The sequence below is a fragment of the Mycobacterium sp. IDUB_3 genome (assembly GCF_055419585.1).
Window position 1 is genome coordinate 4,075,442 of the sequence record NZ_JBVAXZ010000001.1, and the last position, 17,983, is coordinate 4,093,424.

Genomic DNA, 17,983 nt, shown 5'->3' on the forward strand with positions numbered 1-17,983 from the left:
AAACCTGATTAGACATGGCAATTCGTAAGTACAAGCCGACGAGCCCCGGCCGTCGCGGCTCGAGCGTGTCCGATTTCTCCGAGGTCACTCGTACCACCCCGGAGAAGTCGCTGGTGCGCCCGCTGCACGGTCGCGGTGGGCGAAACGCGCACGGCCGCATCACCACCCGTCACAAGGGCGGTGGCCACAAGCGCGCCTACCGGGTGATCGACTTCCGTCGCAACGACAAGGACGGCGTCGACGCCAAGGTCGCGCACATCGAGTACGACCCCAACCGCACCGCGAACATCGCGCTGCTGCACTTCCTGGACGGCGAGAAGCGCTACATCATTGCGCCGCAGGGCCTGTCGCAGGGCGACGTGGTGGAGTGTGGCCCGAACGCGGACATCAAGCCGGGCAACAACCTGCCGTTGCGCAACATCCCGGCCGGTACCGTGGTGCACGCCGTGGAGCTGCGTCCGGGCGGTGGCGCCAAGCTGGCGCGGTCGGCCGGATCCAGCATCCAGTTGCTCGGTAAAGAGGGCACCTACGCGTCGCTGCGGATGCCCAGCGGTGAGATCCGCCGCGTCGACGTGCGCTGCCGCGCCACGGTCGGCGAGGTCGGCAACGCCGAGCAAGCGAACATCAACTGGGGCAAGGCCGGCCGGATGCGGTGGAAGGGCAAGCGCCCTTCGGTCCGTGGTGTCGTCATGAACCCGGTGGACCACCCGCACGGTGGTGGTGAGGGTAAGACCTCCGGTGGTCGCCACCCGGTGAGCCCGTGGGGCAAGCCGGAGGGTCGCACCCGCCACCCGAACAAGGCCAGTAACAAGCTCATTGTCCGACGCCGGCGCACCGGCAAGAAGCACGGTCGCTAGGAAGTCAGGAGTAGCACATGCCACGCAGCCTGAAGAAGGGCCCGTTCGTCGATGGCCACCTGCTCAAGAAGGTGGACACGCAGAACGAGAAGAACACCAAACAGGTAATCAAGACATGGTCGCGTCGTTCGACGATCATTCCTGACTTCATCGGCCACACCTTCGCCGTCCACGACGGACGCAAGCACGTCCCGGTGTTCGTCACCGAGGCGATGGTCGGCCACAAGCTTGGTGAATTCGCGCCCACCCGCACCTTCAAGGGACACATCAAGGACGACCGGAAGGCCAAACGGCGATGACCACAACGGAATTCCCATCGGCGGTGGCCAAAGCACGTTTCGTGCGGGTGTCGCCGAGAAAGGCGCGCCGGGTGATCGACCTGGTGCGGGGCCGCTCGGTGGCCGACGCGCTGGACATCCTGCGCTGGGCGCCGCAGGCCGCGAGTGAGCCGGTGGCCAAGGTGATCGCCAGTGCCGCGGCCAACGCGCAGAACAACAACGGGCTGGACCCGGCGACCCTGGTAGTCGCCACCGTCTACGCCGACGAGGGCCCCACCGCCAAGCGCATCCGTCCGCGCGCCCAGGGCCGCGCGTTCCGGATCCGCAAGCGCACCAGCCACATCACGGTCGTGGTGGAAAGCAGGCCGGGCAAGGACCAGGGATCGGCGAAGTCGACCCGGACCCGTCGCGCCGAGGCCAGCAAGGCCGCCGCGAAGGCCCCCGCCAAGAAAGCGCCGGCCAACAAGGCACCCGCCAAAAAGGCCGCGAGCAAGGCGCCCGCGAAGAAGGCCTCAACCAAAACCGAGGCGAAAGCCGAAGCCAAGACGTCTGAGACTTCTGACGCGAAGGGAGGCTCAGACTAGTGGGCCAGAAGATCAATCCGCACGGGTTCCGGCTGGGTATCACCACCGACTGGAAGTCACGCTGGTACGCCGACAAGCAGTACGCGGACTACGTCAAGGAAGACGTCGCGATCCGGCGGCTGCTCTCGACCGGCCTGGAGCGCGCCGGCATCGCCGACGTGGAGATCGAGCGGACCCGCGACCGGGTCCGGGTGGACATCCACACCGCGCGTCCCGGCATCGTCATCGGCCGCCGCGGCACCGAGGCCGACCGGATCCGTGCCGACCTGGAGAAGCTGACCGGCAAGCAGGTGCAGCTCAACATCCTCGAGGTCCGAAACCCGGAGTCGCAGGCACAATTGGTGGCCCAGGGCGTCGCCGAGCAGCTGAGCAACCGCGTGGCGTTCCGCCGCGCGATGCGTAAGGCAATCCAGTCGGCGATGCGTCAGCCCAACGTCAAAGGCATCCGGGTGCAGTGCTCCGGCCGCCTCGGTGGCGCCGAGATGAGCCGCTCGGAGTTCTACCGCGAGGGCCGGGTGCCGCTGCACACGCTGCGCGCCGACATCGACTACGGCCTGTACGAAGCCAAGACCACCTTCGGCCGGATCGGCGTGAAGGTGTGGATCTACAAGGGCGACGTCGTCGGTGGGAAGCGCGAATTGGCCGCCGCCGCTCCGGCGGGCGCCGAGCGTCCGCGCCGCGAGCGTCCGTCGGGCACCCGCCCGCGCCGCAGTGGCGCGTCGGGCACCACGGCCACCAGCACCGAGGCAGGCCGCGCGGCCGCCAGCGCCGAAGAGGGCGCAGCAGCCGCCGCGACCCAGTCCGCACCCGCTGCAGAATCACAAAGCACGGAGAGCTGAATCATGTTGATTCCCCGCAGGGTTAAACACCGTAAGCAGCACCACCCCCGCCAGCGCGGCATCGCCAGTGGCGGCACGGCGGTGAACTTCGGTGACTACGGCATCCAGGCTCTGGAGCACGCCTACGTCACCAACCGGCAGATCGAGTCCGCTCGTATCGCCATCAACCGGCACATCAAGCGCGGCGGCAAGGTGTGGATCAACGTCTTCCCCGACCGCCCGCTGACCAAGAAGCCCGCCGAAACCCGCATGGGTTCGGGTAAGGGTTCGCCGGAGTGGTGGGTCGTCAACGTCAAGCCGGGCCGGGTGCTGTTCGAACTCAGCTACCCCAACGAGCAGACCGCCAGGGCGGCGCTGACCCGCGCAATCCACAAGCTGCCGATCAAGGCTCGCATCGTGACTCGAGAGGATCAGTTCTGATGGCCGTGGGAATTTCGCCTGGCGAACTGCGTGAGCTCACCGAAGATGAGCTGGCCGAGCGGTTGCGCGAATCCAAGGAAGAGCTTTTCAATCTGCGTTTCCAGATGGCGACCGGACAGCTCACCAACAACCGCCGGCTCCGCACGGTGCGTCAGGAGATCGCGCGCGTCTACACCGTGCTGCGCGAACGAGAACTGGGCTTGGCTTCCGGGCCCGACGGTAAGGAATCGTGATGGCAGAAGCCAAGAAGGCTGCCCCCAAGAAGGCCGCCAAAACCGAGGCCGCGTCGAAGGACAAGGGCCCCAAGAACACTCCGGCCAACCCGAAGGTGCGGGGCCGCCGCAAGGTGCGCATCGGCTACGTGGTGAGCGACAAGATGCAGAAGACCATCGTGGTCGAACTCGAAGACCGCGTGCGTCACCCGCTATACGGCAAGATCATCCGGACCACCACGAAGGTCAAGGCGCACGACGAGAACAGCACCGCCGGGATCGGCGACCGCGTCTCGTTGATGGAGACCCGCCCGACGTCGGCGACCAAGCGTTGGCGGCTCGTCGAAATTCTGGAAAAGGCGAAGTAAGGCCTTTTCGTACCACCACCGCAGCGCCCTGTCCCGGGTGTAGTCTTCACGCACGTTCGGCAAGTCCGCGACGAGAGTGAGGCTGACGATGGTGGCTGGGTCGGAGTCCGCGGAATCCGCGGGATTTGGCGGCAAGATCGAGCTCGACATCCGGGATTCCGAACCGGACTGGGGGCCCTACGCCGCGCCGACCGCGCCTGCGAACGCGCCCAACGTGCTGTACCTGGTGTGGGACGACACGGGCATTGCGACCTGGGACTGCTTCGGCGGCCTGGTGGAGATGCCCGCCATGTCGCGCATCGCCGAGCGCGGCATTCGTCTCTCGCAATTCCACACCACCGCGCTGTGCTCGCCGACCCGGGCGTCGTTGCTGACAGGCCGCAACGCCACGACCGTCGGCATGGCCACCATCGAGGAGTTCACCGAGGGCTTCCCCAACTCCAACGGCCGCATCCCGTTCGAAACCGGCCTGCTGTCGGAGGCTCTCGCCGAACGGGGATACAACACCTACTGCGTGGGCAAGTGGCATCTGACCCCCCTCGAGGAATCGAATCTCGCCTCCACGAAGCGGCACTGGCCGACCTCGCGCGGCTTCGAACGGTTCTACGGATTCCTGGGCGGGGAGACCGACCAGTGGTACCCGGACCTGGTGTACGACAACCATCCGGTCACTCCGCCGGGCACCCCGGAGGACGGCTACCACCTGTCGAAGGACATCGCCGACAAGACGATCGAATTCATCCGCGACGCCAAAGTGATTGCGCCCGAGAAGCCTTGGTTCTCCTACGTGTGCCCCGGCGCCGGGCACGCGCCGCATCACGTCTTCTCCGAGTGGGCGGACCGCTACGCGGGCAAGTTCGACATGGGCTACGAACGCTACCGCGAGGTGGTGCTGGAGCGGCAGAAGTCGCTGGGGATCGTGCCGCCCGACACCGAACTGTCGCCGGTGAACCCGTATCTCGACGTGAAGGGGCCGGCCGGCGAACCGTGGCCGCTGCAGGACACGGTGCGGCCATGGGAATCGCTCAACGACGAAGAGAAGAGGCTGTTCTCCCGGATGGCGGAGGTGTTCGCCGGGTTCCTGAGCTACACCGACGCCCAGATCGGCCGGGTTCTGGACTATCTCGAGGAATCGGGTCAGCTGGACAACACCATCATCGTGGTCATCTCCGACAACGGCGCCAGCGGCGAGGGCGGCCCGAACGGATCGGTCAACGAGGGCAAGTTCTTCAACGGCTACATCGACACCGTCGAAGAAAGCATGAAGCTGTTCGAACACCTCGGCGGCCCGCAGACCTACAACCATTACCCGATCGGATGGGCGATGGCGTTCAACACGCCCTACAAGCTGTACAAGCGCTACGCCTCGCATGAGGGCGGCATCGCCGACACGGCAATCATCTCGTGGCCCAACGGAATTGCCGCACACGGGGAAGTCCGCGACAACTACGTCAACGTCTGCGACATCACCCCGACGGTCTACGACCTGCTGGGCATGACACCGCCGGAAACGGTCAAGGGCATCCGCCAGAAGCCGCTCGACGGCGTGAGTTTCACAGCGGCCCTTTCCGATTCGGGCGCCGACACCGGCAAGAGCACCCAGTTCTACACCATGCTGGGCACCCGCGGTATCTGGCATCAGGGCTGGTTCGCCAACACCGTGCACGCGGCGACACCGGCCGGCTGGTCGCACTTCGACGCCGACCGCTGGGAACTGTTCCACATCGAGGCCGACCGCAGCCAGTGCCACGACCTGGCGGCCGAAAAACCGGCCAAACTCGAAGAACTCAAAGCGCTGTGGTTCGCCGAGGCGGCCAAATACAACGGGCTGCCGCTATCGGACCTGAACATCCTCGAGACACTGGGGCGGTCGCGGCCGTATCTGGTCAGCGACCGCAACAGCTACATCTACTATCCCGACTGCGCCGACGTCAGCATCGGTGCCGCCGCCGAACTCCGCGGCCGGTCTTTCTCGGTGCTGGCCGAGGTGACCGTGGACACCACCGGCGCCGAGGGGGTGCTGTTCAAGCAGGGCGGGGCGCACGGTGGCCATGTGCTGTTCATTCAGGACGGGCGGCTGCACTACGTGTACAACTTCCTCGGCGAGCGCCAGCAGGAGGTGTCCTCGTCCGACGCCGTGCCCCTGGGCAGGCACCTGTTCGGGGCCAGCTATTCACGCACCGGAACGGTCGAGAACAGTCACACGCCGATGGGCGACGTCACGCTGTTCATCGACGACAAGGTCGTCGGCACGCTGGCCGGGGTGACCACCCACCCCGGCACCTTCGGGCTGGCCGGTGCGGGTATCACGGTCGGGCGCAACGGCGGATCGGCGGTGTCCAGCCGCTATAAGGCACCCTTCACGTTCAGCGGCGGCACCATCACCCAGGTCACCGTCGACCTGTCCGGGCGGCCCTACGTGGATGTGGAAACCGAGATCGCGCTTGCCTTTTCGCGGGACTGATGGCTACCCCGACGACCGCCGGGCCGCCGGCACCGACCGCTGCAAAAGGGCGGCAATTCGCGATCGCGTTCGGGATCGTCGCCTCCCTCATCGTTATCTACCTGCTGTCACTGATCGCGGTGCACCTGCTGGCCAAATCGGCGCCCCCGCTGCCCGCGGTGGACCTGAGCAAGGTCGAGGCCGAGGACAGCGTCGTACAGGTGCGGCTGGAGAAACTGGACACCGTCGCGAACCGGTTGACAGTCAATGTGCTGGTGTATCCCAAAGACACGTTGTACGACAAGAACTTCGGCGTGCTGACGACCGACGCGGCGGTGCGGCTGTATCCCGACAACGACCTGGGTGACCTGCAGTACCCGGTCGGCAAGGCGCCCGCACAGGTGACCACGACCATCGAGGCGCACGGCGATCCCGCGAACTGGCCCTTCGATTCGTACCGAACCGGGGTCATCTCGGCCGACGTGTTCACCGGCTCCGGCGCCAACAAGGAGAAGACCGCCGCCCGCGTCGAAGCCACCGGTGGGCTGGACGGGTGGGATGCCACCGTCACCCGCGTCCACGACGCCGAAGACAACAACCCAGATCTCAAGGACGACTTGGTCATTACGCTGCACCGGACCAAGGGGCAGCTGATCTTCGACGTAGGCATCTGCCTGGTGTTGATCTCGCTGCCCGTCTTGGCGCTCTGGGTCGCCATTCCCGTGGCGCTGGGCAGGACGTCGTTCCTGCCGCCGCTCACCACGTGGTACGGCGCAATGCTTTTCGCCATCGTCCCGCTACGTAACATCCTGCCGGGCAGCCCACCGTACGGCTCGTGGGTCGACCAGGCCATCGTGTTGTGGGTGTTGATCGGGCTGGTCGGCGCGCTGACGCTGTTCCTGGTCGGCTGGTGGCGACAACGTGATCGAAAAACGCCTACCAAGACCTGAATTCGCTCATTCGGGCTTCGGTGCGTCCGCCGAGCTGATCGCGTCCACCGCGCTGGAGACCCGCGCCTGGAAGTCGGCCGACAACGGGATGTAACCGTTTCTGGCCAGCTCGATCTGACCGGGGCCGATGGCCGCCTGCAGAAAAGCCTTGACCGCCTTGGCCACATCGTAGGTCGGGTACCTCGAGCAGACGATCTCGTAGGTGGCCAACACGATCGGGTAGACGTCGGGCTGGGCGGGGTTGTAGAACGACGACAGGTCGAGCACCAGATCGTTGCCCGCGCCGGTGATCTTGGTGCCCTTGATGGTTTTGCCCACCGTGTCGGTGCCGATCCGGACCGGGCGCAACGACCTGCGACTGGCCGGAGTCTTGATCTCGGCGGCGAACAGGCCTTGCTGGAGCGCGAACGAGAGTTCGTTGTAGCCGATCGCCCCCTCGGTGCTCTTCACGGCGGCCGCGATGCCGGCGTTGCCGACGGCGCCGGTGCCCACACCACCGTTGAAGGTCTTGCCCGCACCCTTGCCCCAGGCCCCGCCGGCCGCGGACTGCAGGTAGGCCTGGAAGTTGTCGGTGGTGCCCGAGTCGTCGCTGCGGTAGATGACGTGAATGTCCTCGGTCGGCATGGAGGCGTTGAGCGATGCCAGCGCCGGGTCGTCCCACCGCGTGATGGTGCCGTTGAAGATCTTGGCCAGCGTGGGCGCGTCCAGCACCAGGGAGTCGACGGTGGCGAGGTTGTAGGTGATGGCCAGCGGGCCGAACACCACCGGCAGGTTCCAGGCGTCGGCGCCGCCGCACCGCCGTTTGGCGGCGGCGTATTGGTCTCCCGACAGCGGTGTGTCCGATCCGGCGAAATCGGTTTTGCCGGCAAGGAAGTCGTTGATGCCGTTGCCGGACCCGTTGGCGGTGTAGTTGAGTGTCTGCGATGAGCAGGCCTGGCGATAGGCGTCGATGAATTTGGTCATCGCGTTGGCTTGCGCGGTCGAGCCGCTGGCCGCCAGGGTCTGCTTGCCGCCACAGTCGACCTTGGCCCCAGCGGTGTACGACAGGCTCGCGGGGGAGTTGCTGCAGGCGGAGACCAACATGGTGCCGGCCGCCAGGGCGCCGAAGACCGAACGATTGTGCTTCACCGTTCGACAATTACCGCTGTGGATTAACAGGCAAACAAAATCGGGATGAACTGGAGCGCCGACCGGCGGTCTGCCCGAGGTTTGCACGGCCGCGCCTGCGGCCGCCGCCGAGCCAACATATCCGTTTCGCTGGGGTTGCCGCTGGGGCATGCCGGATCGGCGAAAATTACCTACGCATGACGAATTTTCCAACTCGCCCCGCCGCGAGCCGTAGTTCGCTAGCATCCGTCTTCGAGTGCTCGAATCCCCCACGGAGGTATTCACCGATGACCCATCAAGCACCACCCTCGCCACCGGCTGCAGCGCCGTCGGAGCAATCACCCGCGGCACCTGCGCCCGCGGCCGCGTCCGACCGGCGCAAACGGCGCAGGGTCATCGTCGTGGCGGCCGTCGCGGGCTTCGTCGCGGTCTACGTCCTGTCGCTGTTCGGCGTGCATCTGCTGGCCCAGACCGCGGGGCCGCTCAAGCCGCCGGACCTCAACGCGACCAATGACACCGTCGTGCTGGTGCGGCTGGAAAAGCTGGACACCGCCGCCAACCGCCTCACGGTCAAGGTGCTGGTGATCCCCGAGGAGTCGATGTTCGACAAACGCCTCGAAGTGCTCAAGACCGACACCGCGGTGCGCATGGACCCGCCGAATGACTTGGGGGACTTGCAGTACCCGGCCGGTAAGTCACCGGCGCAAGTCGCGACGACCATTGAGGCACATGGCAACCCGAACAACTGGCCGTTCGACTCCTACCGCACCGATGCCCTCTCCGCCGATGTGCTTGTCGGCCAGGGCGATGCTCGTCGCTACATACCCGCGCGGGTAGAGGTCACCGGCGGTTTGGACGGCTGGGACGTCGGCGTCCAGCGCGTCGGCGAGGCCAGCCAGGACTCGGATCGCGCCGACAACGTCATCATCACCCTGCACCGGGCCAAGGGGCCGTTGATCTTCGACTTGGGCATCTGCCTGGTGCTCTTCGCGCTGCCCGCCTTGGCGTTTGCCGTGGTGATTCAAATCGCCTTGGGACGAAGGAAATTCGTGCCGCCCTTCGTGACGTGGTTCGCCGCCCTGCTGTTCGCCGTCATTCCCATCCGTAACTTCCTTCCGGGCGCGCCACCACCAGGCGCGTGGATCGACCAAGTCCTGGTGCTCTGGGTGCTGATCGGTCTCGTCGCGGCGATGGCTCTGTACATGCTCACCTGGTACCGGCAATCGGATTAAGGGGTCATCTATACCCTGAAGGGGTGTTGAGCGAGCTGGTCGACCTCCCGGGCGGGTCATTCCGCATGGGATCGACCAGCTTCTATCCCGAGGAGGCACCGATCCACACCGTGACGGTGGGGCCGATCGCGGTGGAACGGCACCCGGTGACCAACACGCAGTTCGCCGAATTCGTCGACGCCACCGGATATGTCACAGTGGCAGAGCAGCCGATCGATCCGGCGCTCTACCCGGGGGCGAACGCGGACGATTTGTGCCCGGGCGCAATGGTTTTCCGGCCGACGCCGGGGCCGGTCGACCTGCGCGACTGGCGGCAGTGGTGGCAGTGGGTGCCGGGGGCGAGCTGGCGTCATCCGTTCGGGCCCGACAGCGATGTCGCGGGTCGCGGCGATCATCCGGTGGTGCAGGTGGCGTATCCGGACGCGGCGGCCTATGCGCGCTGGGCCGGGCGGCGCCTGCCGACCGAAGCCGAGTGGGAGTATGCGGCCCGGGCCGGATCGACGACGACGTACTCGTGGGGTGACGAGGCCACGAGCGGCGGGCGGTTGATGGCCAACACCTGGCAGGGCAGCTTCCCGTACCGCAATGACGGCGCGCTCGGCTGGGTGGGAACGTCACCCGTTGGCACGTTCGCCCCCAACGCTTTTGGGCTGGTCGACATGATCGGCAACGTGTGGGAGTGGACGGCCACCGAGTTCGCCGCCCACCACCGGCTCGACCAGCCGCCCAAATCCTGCTGCACGCCGTCGGGCCCGGCCGATCCGTCCGTCAACCAGACGTTGAAGGGCGGCAGCCACCTGTGCGCGCCCGAGTATTGCCACCGCTATCGTCCGGCGGCCCGGTCACCGCAGTCGCAGGACTCCGCGACGACGCACATCGGGTTTCGCTGCGTGGCCGACTCGTCATCGGGCTAGCAAATCCGTAGCACCGCACCGGACGGTTGCGCCCGGGACGTGTCGGCCGGTGAAGTTAACGGTGCGTGTCCGCAGGGTGTCTGGCGCCTGTTATCTTTCTGGACAGGGGATTTCGCCGCGCGTCAGGTTCCGTCATTGGCTAACATCTGACGACGTGTCACCCCGCTCCAGCCGGATGTCGTCAGCGGTGCCGGCGTGGCCCCAGCAAGCCTTGCGGTGCACGCGGTCCGCCATTGCTCGCGACGGCCGCCGATGACCACGGAGGCTCCGACCCCGGTCGCGGCGGCTCCGGCACCGCGCGCGACGAAAAAGCGCGAGGCGCCGCGGATCGCGATCGGCGTGTGCATTCTCGCGGCGGTCATCATCGTCTACGTCCTGTCGCTTTTCGGTGTGCATTTTCTGCAGCGGTCGGAGGGGCCCCTGCCCCCGCTGGACCTGAGCCAGGGCGGCGGCGACGCCACGATCGTGCAGCTGCGTCTCGAGGAGCTGAAGCCGGTCGCCAACCGCCTGTCCGTCGAGGTGCTCGCCTATCCCGGAGTTGCCCAGTACGACAACCGTTTTGACGTGCTGGCCAGCGATGTCGCGGTACGCCTATATCCCACAAGCGATCTGGGCGATCTGCAGTACCCGAAGGGCAAGGCGCCGGCCCAGCTCAGCACCACCATCGAGGCGCACGGCGACCCGGGTAACTGGCCGTTCGACTCCTACCGAACCGAGCCGATCGCGGCCGACGCGTTCGTCGGGACCGGTGACAACCGCAAGAAGGTGCCCGCCCGCGTCGAAGTGACCGGCGCGCTCGACGGTTGGGAGATCAGCGTCAACCGGGTGCACGACCGGAGCGCGCTGCCCACCTCCCGCGCGACCGACAACGGCAACGTGGTGATCACGCTGAAGCGGGCCAAGGGTCCGCTGATCTTCGACCTCGGGATCTGCCTGGTGCTGATCAGCCTGCCCACCCTGGCCCTGCTGGTCGCCATTCCGATGGCACTGGGCAGGAGGAAGTTTCTGCCGCCGTTCGCCACCTGGTACGCCGCCAACCTTTTCGCGATCGTCCCGCTGCGCAACATTCTGCCCGGGGCGCCGCCGCCCGGTTCGTGGATCGACCAGGCGATCGTGCAGTGGGTCCTCATCGCGCTGGTGACGGCCATGACCCTGTACATCGTCGCGTGGATCCGGCAGGGCGACTGACCGTACCTTTCGGTGGCCCAAACTCGAGTCCTGACCCGATGACGAGGTCGCGCAGCGTGCTGGACACCCCTTTGCGCGCGTGCAGGGGCTGTGAGGTACGTCACACCGGGTGGCCGTGTTGTCACATGGCGCAAACGAGCTGCGTCTAAGGGCCATCAACGAGTTCGGCGAAGTACGCCGCCGCGCGTTGGTTGGCGATGGCCGCCATCCCTGGTTTAGGCAAACGCCACCACAGCGAAGGAACCCCATGACCACCAGCCAGCCGCTTCTTCTCCTGCACGGTCTGATGATGTCCGCGAGTGTGTGGGCCGACGTCTTCCCGCTGCTGGCCGATCGCCATGACGTCATGGCACCCACCGCCATCGGCCATCGCGGCGGGCCAAAGCTCACCGGCAAAGCCACCGTTGCGGCCCTCACCGATGAAATGGAGCGCCTCCTGGATGCCCGAGGACTCGATCGCATTCACATCGCCGGCAATTCGATGGGTGGGTGGATGGCCATCGAACTGGCCCGCCGAGGCCGTGCACTTACCGTCTGCGCCTTCTCACCGGCAGGGTTCTGGACGCACGGTAAAAGCGACGAAACTCGTGCCAGCGACAAGCTTCGGCGCACCAGACGCCGGGTGCATCTAGTTCGGCCGGTAGCACCGGCGTTGCTCCGCTTCGCATGTCTTCGTCGACTGGCGACGCAGGATGCCGCCGATCACGGTGAACGACTCACACCCGCCCATGCCCTCGATGCCCTTCTCGACATTGCAAGATGCACCGCCGCCGAAGACATGCTGCGACCATCCGAGAGCGTCGAACCTCTCGATCCGCTGCCCTGCCCAATGACCCTGGCATGGTCGGGCAACGACCGCATTCTTCCGCCGCACGTCTACGGCACCACCGCCCGAGAACGGCTCCCTGGAGCCCAGTACTTGCTACTCCCCGACGTCGGTCACGTCCCGATGATCGACAATCCGCGCCTATGCGCCGACACGATCCTCGCAACCACACGGGCGCTTCCGGCGCGCTGACGCCGAACCCGACCGTCACGACCGGATCGTCGTCACCCAGCAGCAAGCAAGCGCCGGGCCGTTCGGTGGGCTCTACACGGCTGTCCACCTGGGGCACCGGCGAGGATCCACCACCGTTTTAGGTGCAGAACTGACCGATCTCGATCGCCTGGGCGCAGAATTTGGCTCTGAGCTGGTCGTCCCCTAGACTCTAGGGGTTGCCTTGGGCAGACCTCGGCCGGTGTGAATCGGCCCCGCGTGCCCTTCGGTGACAAAGACCGCGCACGTCAGGTTTTTGGTGGGTCATGTCCGCCGATGCCCACCCCGGTGGGTTCTCCTGCCGTGCACACGCAACCCAGGTCAGGAGATCGAGTGATTCAGCAGGAATCGCGACTGAAGGTCGCCGACAACACCGGCGCCAAGGAGATCTTGTGCATCCGTGTGCTCGGCGGTTCGTCGCGACGCTACGCCGGCATCGGTGATGTCATCGTCGCCACCGTCAAGGACGCCATCCCCGGCGGCAACGTCAAGCGCGGAGACGTCGTCAAGGCCGTCGTGGTGCGCACGGTCAAGGAGCGCCGCCGGCCCGACGGCAGCTACATCAAGTTCGACGAGAACGCCGCGGTGATCATCAAGCCCGACAACGACCCGCGAGGGACGCGCATCTTCGGGCCGGTGGGCCGCGAACTGCGCGAGAAGCGTTTCATGAAGATCATCTCGCTGGCCCCGGAGGTTTTGTAAATGAAGGTCAAGAAGGACGACACCGTCCTGGTGATCGCCGGTAAGGACAAGGGCGCCAAAGGCAAGGTGTTGAAGGTCTACCCGGACCGCGAGCGCGTGCTGGTCGAGGGCGTCAACGCGATCAAGAAGCACACCGCGGTTTCGACCAACCAGCGCGGCGCGCAGTCGGGCGGGATCGTCACCCAGGAAGCGCCGATCCACATCTCCAACGTGATGGTGGTCGACTCGGACGGTAAGCCCACCCGGGTCGGTTACCGGGTCGACGAGGAGACCGGCAAGCGGGTTCGTATCTCCAAGCGCAACGGCAAGGACATCTGATGAGTACTGCAGAAAAGGTTCAGCCGCGCCTGAAAGAGCGCTACCGCAGCGAGATTCGCGATTCGCTGCAGCAGCAGTTCGGCTACGCCAACGTCATGCAGATCCCGACGGTGACCAAAGTCGTCGTCAACATGGGTGTCGGCGATGCGGCGCGGGACGCGAAACTGATCAACGGCGCGGTCAACGACCTGGGCCTGATCACCGGGCAGCGCCCCGAGATCCGTCGCGCGCGCAAGTCCATCGCGCAGTTCAAACTGCGTGAGGGCATGCCGATCGGTGCGCGGGTCACCCTGCGCGGGGATCGGATGTGGGAGTTCCTGGACCGGCTCACCTCCATCGCGCTGCCCCGTATCCGCGACTTCCGCGGGCTTTCGCCCAAGCAGTTCGACGGAGTCGGCAACTACACGTTCGGGCTCGCCGAGCAGTCGGTGTTCCACGAGATCGACGTGGACAAGATCGACCGGGTCCGCGGCATGGACATCAACGTCGTCACCTCGGCGACGAATGACGACGAAGGACGAGCGCTGTTGCGGGCCCTCGGCTTTCCCTTCAAGGAGAACTGAGTAGATGGCAAAGAAGGCACTGGTCAACAAGGCCGCACGCAAGCCGAAGTTCGCGGTGCGCGGCTACACGCGTTGCAACAGGTGCGGCCGCCCGCGCGCGGTCTTCCGCAAATTCGGCCTGTGCCGGATCTGCCTGCGCGAGATGGCGCACGCGGGCGAGCTGCCCGGCGTGCAGAAGAGCAGCTGGTAACAGCCCTAACCCCCAAGACCAACCGAGAAAAGGTGCGCGACAGGCCCGGACCGGGAACCATCGCGAGGAAGGTACCAACGCTGTCATGACGATGACGGACCCGATCGCAGACTTCTTGACACGTCTGCGCAACGCCAATTCGGCGTATCACGACGAGGTGACGTTGCCGCACTCGAAGCTGAAGGCAAACATCGCCCAGATCCTCAAGAGCGAGGGCTACATCACCGATTACCGGACCGAGGATGCTCGGGTCGGCAAGTCGCTGATCGTCCAGCTCAAGTACGGGCCGAGCCGGGAGCGAAGCATCGCCGGCCTACGCCGCGTGTCCAAGCCCGGTCTGCGGGTGTACGCGAAATCCACCAATCTGCCGCGCGTGCTCGGTGGCCTGGGTGTGGCGATCATCTCCACCTCCTCTGGCCTGCTGACCGACCGCCAGGCAGCCCGACAGGGCGTGGGCGGCGAAGTCCTCGCGTACGTCTGGTAAGGGCGGGGAGGTAACGAAAGACTATGTCTCGCATTGGTAAGCAGCCGGTTCCGGTCCCGTCCGGAGTTGACGTGACGATCGATGGCCAGAAGGTGTCGGTGAAGGGGCCCAAGGGCGTCCTGGATCTGACGGTGGCCGAGCCGATCACCGTGTCGCGCAGCGAGGATGGCGCGATCGTGGTCGCCCGTCCCAACGACGAGCGGCGCAACCGCTCGCTGCACGGACTGTCGCGCACCCTGGTGTCCAACCTGGTCACCGGCGTGACGCAGGGCTACACGGTGAAGATGGAGATCTTCGGTGTCGGTTACCGGGTGCAGCTCAAGGGCTCCAACCTCGAGTTCGCGCTCGGCTACAGCCACCCCGTGGTGATCGAGGCTCCGGACGGCATCACGTTCGCCGTCCAGTCGCCGACGAAGTTCTCCGTCACCGGGATCGACAAGCAGAAGGTCGGCCAGATCTCGGCGAACATCCGCCGTCTGCGCCGCCCCGACCCGTACAAGGGCAAGGGCGTGCGCTACGAGGGTGAACAGATCCGCCGCAAGGTCGGAAAGACAGGTAAGTAATCATGGCGCAAACAAAAGCTGACACCGCCACGCGAAAGCCGGTGGGGCAGAGCGTTTCCGCGACTCGACGCGTCTCTCGGCTGCGGAGGCACGCACGTCTGCGCAAGAAGATCGCCGGCAACGCGCAGCGTCCGCGGCTGGTGATCAACCGGTCCGCGCGGCACATTCACGTGCAACTGGTCAACGACGAGAACGGGACCACAGTGGCCGCCGCGTCGTCGATCGAGGACGACGTGCGCAGCCTGCAGGGCGACAAGAAAGCCCGCAGCGTGCGGGTGGGCCAGCTGATTGCCGAGCGCGCCAAGGCCGTCGGCATCGACAGCGTGGTCTTCGACCGTGGCGGATACACCTACGGCGGACGGATCGCGGCGCTGGCCGATGCCGCACGCGAGAACGGATTGAGTTTCTGATGACGAAGAGCTTGAACACGACTGGAAGGACCGCATAATGGCGGAGCAGCCGGCCGGCGGACAAGGCGCCGGCGACAGCCGTGACTCGCGCGGTGACCGCGACAGCCGCGGTCGTCGTGGCGACGGCGGCCGTGGCGGCCGCGACCGCGACGGCGACAAGAGCAACTACCTGGAGCGGGTTGTCGCGATCAACCGTGTCTCCAAGGTGGTCAAGGGTGGTCGGCGATTCAGCTTCACCGCGTTGGTGATCGTCGGCGACGGCAACGGCATGGTCGGTGTCGGCTACGGCAAGGCCAAGGAAGTTCCCGCGGCCATCGCCAAGGGCGTCGAGGAGGCCCGCAAGAGCTTCTTCCGGGTGCCCCTGATCCGCGGCACCGTCACGCACCCGGTGCAGGGTGAGGCGGCCGCCGGTGTGGTGCTGCTGCGCCCGGCCAGCCCCGGTACCGGTGTGATCGCCGGTGGCGCCGCCCGTGCGGTGCTGGAATGCGCCGGCGTGCACGACATCCTGGCCAAGTCGCTGGGTAGCGACAACGCGATCAACGTGGTGCACGCGACCGTCGCCGCGCTCAAGCTGCTGCAGCGCCCCGAGGAGGTGGCCGCTCGGCGCGGCCTGCCCATCGAGGACGTTGCGCCGGCCGGAATGCTCAAGGCGCGCCGCGAAAGTGACGCGATGGCCAGTGCGGCGGCACGAGACGCCCAGACGCCGGGGACACAACCATGAGTAGTCAACTGAAGATCACCCAGGTACGCAGCACCATCGGGACCCGCTGGAAGCAGCGCGAGTCCCTGCGCACCCTGGGCCTGCGAAAGATCCGCCACTCGGTGATCCGCGAGGACAACGCGCAGACCCGCGGCCTGATCGCGGTGGTCAGCCACCTCGTCGAGGTGGAGCCGGCCGAGGCGACGACCACGGGCACCGGAGGTAGCAAGAAATGACGATCAAGCTGCACGATCTCAAGCCGGCTCGCGGGTCGAAGACCGCCCGCACCCGGGTCGGTCGCGGTGAGGGCTCCAAGGGTAAGACCGCCGGTCGCGGTACCAAGGGCACCAAGGCACGCAAGAACGTGCCGGCGACCTTCGAGGGTGGCCAGATGCCGCTCCACATGCGGCTGCCCAAGCTCAAGGGCTTCAAGAACCGGTTCCGCACCGAGTACGAGATCGTCAACGTCGGCGACCTCAATCGGCTTTTCCCGCAGGGCGGTTCGATCGGCGTGGACGAGCTGGTGGCCAAGGGTGCGGTTCGCCGCAACTCGCTGGTCAAGGTCCTCGGCGACGGCAAGCTGACGGTCAAGGTCGAGGTGACCGCGCACAAGTTCAGCGGCAGCGCACGCGAGAAGATCACCGCCGCAGGCGGTTCCGCGACCGAGCTGTCCTAGCTAGCTCAGCTGCGGAATCACTTCTGCGGCAAGGCGTTCCATCTGCTCATGGTTCTCTGCCGTGTCGACGCCGACGGGGTTCAGTAGCACCATCTGCGCCCCGGCGTCGATGACCTCACGCAACCCGCGCGCCACGTCGTCGGGTGTGCCGGACACCGGTACGTCTTGTACGCCGGGCATCTTTCCGTAGATGCGGTCCAGCCCGGCGAGCACGCGCTCGCGGGCCCTGGCGGCGTCGTCGTCGACCATCAGGTACACCCGTTTGCCGATGGTGAAATTCGCGGGGTCCTTCCCTTGCTCGTCGAGCTCGCGGCGCACCACGGTCACGGCCCCGGCGAACGCCTCGGTGGTCGACGAACCGGCGCCCAAAAACGAGTCGCCGTGCCGCACCGCGCGGGCCAGCGCCTTGGGCGCGAGGCCGCCGAACCAGATCGGCGGATGCGGCCGCTGCACCGGCTTGGGTTGGATCGGCAGGTCATCGACGTCGCGGAACCGGCCGTGAAACGTCACCCGCGGCTCGTCGGACCAGGCCGCCTTCATCAGCTCCAGGCCCTCGGTGAAATACGAGATGAAGGTGTCCTTGTCCACGCCGAAGGCCGCGAATTTCCGCCTGCCGCCGCCCGGCGCGACGCCGATGTCCAGCCGGCCATGGCTGAGCCGGTCGACGGCGGTGGCGGCCGAGGCCAACTGCAGCGGGTCGTGCAACGACGTCACCAGGACCGCGACGCCCAGGCGCAGCCGTTCGGTGCAGGCCGCGCAGTACGCCAGCAGCTCCAGCGGGGCCAGCAGCGGTGCGGGCCCGATGATCTGCTCGAGCAGCCAGCCGCCCTCGAACCCGAGCTCTTCGGCGCGCGCGAGAAATGCGCGCAGGCCGGCTGCGTCGAAGCCGTCGTAGTCGAACTGCGGGATCGCGATGGAGAACCTCACCCGACCACCGTACGGTCGTGCA

25 protein-coding genes are annotated in these 17,983 nt (G+C 66.4%); 23 read left to right on the forward strand and 2 right to left on the reverse strand.

Annotated elements, in window-relative coordinates; genetic code table 11:
* Positions 1-14: 14 nt before the first annotated feature.
* The 9 genes from rplB (at position 15) to ACZYVJ_RS18990 (ending at position 6,951) form a co-directional block, all read left to right on the forward strand.
* Positions 15-857 (forward strand): 50S ribosomal protein L2, encoded by an 843-nt coding sequence (gene rplB / locus ACZYVJ_RS18950; protein WP_463832424.1) that lies wholly within the window; start codon positions 15-17, stop codon positions 855-857.
* 17 nt (positions 858-874) lie between these two features.
* Positions 875-1,156: a 30S ribosomal protein S19 gene (gene rpsS, locus ACZYVJ_RS18955; RefSeq protein WP_007773585.1), complete on the forward strand. Its 282-nt coding sequence runs from the start codon at positions 875-877 to the stop codon at positions 1,154-1,156.
* A complete protein-coding gene (gene rplV, locus ACZYVJ_RS18960) occupies positions 1,153-1,719 on the forward strand; it encodes a 50S ribosomal protein L22 (RefSeq protein WP_463832425.1) in 567 nt (188 codons plus the stop codon). The genes rpsS and rplV overlap by 4 nt, the downstream gene beginning before the upstream one ends.
* Positions 1,719-2,558 (forward strand): 30S ribosomal protein S3, encoded by an 840-nt coding sequence (gene rpsC, locus ACZYVJ_RS18965; protein WP_463832426.1) that lies wholly within the window; start codon positions 1,719-1,721, stop codon positions 2,556-2,558. Before rplV ends, rpsC begins: the two co-directional genes overlap by 1 nt.
* A 3-nt stretch (positions 2,559-2,561) precedes the next feature.
* A complete protein-coding gene (gene rplP / locus ACZYVJ_RS18970; RefSeq protein WP_007773582.1) occupies positions 2,562-2,978 on the forward strand; it encodes a 50S ribosomal protein L16 in 417 nt (138 codons plus the stop codon).
* Positions 2,978-3,211 carry a 50S ribosomal protein L29 gene (gene rpmC, locus ACZYVJ_RS18975; RefSeq protein ID WP_463832427.1) on the forward strand — a complete coding sequence of 78 codons (234 nt, stop codon included), beginning with the start codon at positions 2,978-2,980 and terminating at the stop codon, positions 3,209-3,211. The genes rplP and rpmC overlap by 1 nt, the downstream gene beginning before the upstream one ends.
* Entirely contained in the window at positions 3,211-3,558 is a 348-nt protein-coding gene (rpsQ, locus tag ACZYVJ_RS18980; RefSeq protein WP_065056821.1) for a 30S ribosomal protein S17, read from the forward strand. The genes rpmC and rpsQ overlap by 1 nt, the downstream gene beginning before the upstream one ends.
* An 88-nt stretch (positions 3,559-3,646) precedes the next feature.
* Entirely contained in the window at positions 3,647-6,022 is a 2,376-nt protein-coding gene (locus tag ACZYVJ_RS18985; protein WP_463832428.1) for an arylsulfatase, read from the forward strand.
* Positions 6,022-6,951, forward strand: coding sequence for a DUF4436 domain-containing protein (locus tag ACZYVJ_RS18990; protein WP_463832429.1), 930 nt, complete (start codon positions 6,022-6,024; stop codon positions 6,949-6,951). The genes ACZYVJ_RS18985 and ACZYVJ_RS18990 overlap by 1 nt, the downstream gene beginning before the upstream one ends.
* 6 nt (positions 6,952-6,957) lie before the next feature.
* On the opposite strand, the gene pstS is transcribed toward ACZYVJ_RS18990, so the two are convergent.
* A complete protein-coding gene (pstS, locus tag ACZYVJ_RS18995; protein WP_463832430.1) occupies positions 6,958-8,079 on the reverse strand; it encodes a phosphate ABC transporter substrate-binding protein PstS in 1,122 nt (373 codons plus the stop codon).
* A 266-nt stretch (positions 8,080-8,345) separates the two neighbouring features.
* Between pstS and ACZYVJ_RS19000 the strand changes: the two genes are divergently transcribed.
* From ACZYVJ_RS19000 to rplO, 14 genes are all read left to right on the forward strand, one after another.
* Positions 8,346-9,290 (forward strand): DUF4436 domain-containing protein, encoded by a 945-nt coding sequence (locus tag ACZYVJ_RS19000; protein ID WP_463832432.1) that lies wholly within the window; start codon positions 8,346-8,348, stop codon positions 9,288-9,290.
* 23 nt (positions 9,291-9,313) lie between these two features.
* Positions 9,314-10,204, forward strand: coding sequence for a formylglycine-generating enzyme family protein (locus ACZYVJ_RS19005; RefSeq protein WP_463832433.1), 891 nt, complete (start codon positions 9,314-9,316; stop codon positions 10,202-10,204).
* 252 nt (positions 10,205-10,456) lie between these two features.
* Positions 10,457-11,392 carry a DUF4436 domain-containing protein gene (locus tag ACZYVJ_RS19010; RefSeq protein WP_463832434.1) on the forward strand — a complete coding sequence of 312 codons (936 nt, stop codon included), beginning with the start codon at positions 10,457-10,459 and terminating at the stop codon, positions 11,390-11,392.
* A gap of 247 nt (positions 11,393-11,639) precedes the next feature.
* Positions 11,640-12,410, forward strand: coding sequence for an alpha/beta fold hydrolase (locus ACZYVJ_RS19015; protein ID WP_463832435.1), 771 nt, complete (start codon positions 11,640-11,642; stop codon positions 12,408-12,410).
* A 351-nt stretch (positions 12,411-12,761) separates the two neighbouring features.
* Entirely contained in the window at positions 12,762-13,130 is a 369-nt protein-coding gene (gene rplN, locus ACZYVJ_RS19020) for a 50S ribosomal protein L14 (protein ID WP_003403649.1), read from the forward strand.
* The gene (gene rplX, locus ACZYVJ_RS19025; protein WP_007773561.1) at positions 13,131-13,448 is read left to right on the forward strand and encodes a 50S ribosomal protein L24; all 318 of its coding nucleotides are present in this window, start codon (positions 13,131-13,133) and stop codon (positions 13,446-13,448) included.
* Positions 13,448-14,011, forward strand: a complete 564-nt coding sequence (gene rplE / locus ACZYVJ_RS19030) for a 50S ribosomal protein L5 (protein WP_064950238.1) — start codon at positions 13,448-13,450, stop codon at positions 14,009-14,011. Before rplX ends, rplE begins: the two co-directional genes overlap by 1 nt.
* A gap of 4 nt (positions 14,012-14,015) precedes the next feature.
* Positions 14,016-14,201: a type Z 30S ribosomal protein S14 gene (locus ACZYVJ_RS19035; RefSeq protein ID WP_007167851.1), complete on the forward strand. Its 186-nt coding sequence runs from the start codon at positions 14,016-14,018 to the stop codon at positions 14,199-14,201.
* Between the two features lie 85 nt (positions 14,202-14,286).
* Positions 14,287-14,685, forward strand: a complete 399-nt coding sequence (gene rpsH, locus ACZYVJ_RS19040; protein ID WP_007773558.1) for a 30S ribosomal protein S8 — start codon at positions 14,287-14,289, stop codon at positions 14,683-14,685.
* A gap of 23 nt (positions 14,686-14,708) precedes the next feature.
* Complete coding sequence (rplF, locus tag ACZYVJ_RS19045) at positions 14,709-15,248, forward strand: 50S ribosomal protein L6 (RefSeq protein ID WP_064950239.1); 540 nt, start codon at positions 14,709-14,711, stop codon at positions 15,246-15,248.
* Between the two features lie 41 nt (positions 15,249-15,289).
* Entirely contained in the window at positions 15,290-15,658 is a 369-nt protein-coding gene (rplR, locus tag ACZYVJ_RS19050) for a 50S ribosomal protein L18 (protein ID WP_463833062.1), read from the forward strand.
* A 37-nt stretch (positions 15,659-15,695) separates the two neighbouring features.
* Positions 15,696-16,379: a 30S ribosomal protein S5 gene (rpsE, locus tag ACZYVJ_RS19055; RefSeq protein WP_463832436.1), complete on the forward strand. Its 684-nt coding sequence runs from the start codon at positions 15,696-15,698 to the stop codon at positions 16,377-16,379.
* The gene (gene rpmD, locus ACZYVJ_RS19060; protein ID WP_463832438.1) at positions 16,376-16,594 is read left to right on the forward strand and encodes a 50S ribosomal protein L30; all 219 of its coding nucleotides are present in this window, start codon (positions 16,376-16,378) and stop codon (positions 16,592-16,594) included. The genes rpsE and rpmD overlap by 4 nt, the downstream gene beginning before the upstream one ends.
* Positions 16,591-17,034 carry a 50S ribosomal protein L15 gene (rplO, locus tag ACZYVJ_RS19065; RefSeq protein WP_463832439.1) on the forward strand — a complete coding sequence of 148 codons (444 nt, stop codon included), beginning with the start codon at positions 16,591-16,593 and terminating at the stop codon, positions 17,032-17,034. Before rpmD ends, rplO begins: the two co-directional genes overlap by 4 nt.
* Here rplO and ACZYVJ_RS19070 read toward each other — a convergent pair whose 3' ends face one another.
* Positions 17,035-17,961 (reverse strand): LLM class flavin-dependent oxidoreductase, encoded by a 927-nt coding sequence (locus tag ACZYVJ_RS19070; RefSeq protein WP_463832440.1) that lies wholly within the window; start codon positions 17,959-17,961, stop codon positions 17,035-17,037.
* Positions 17,962-17,983: the final 22 nt, after the last annotated feature.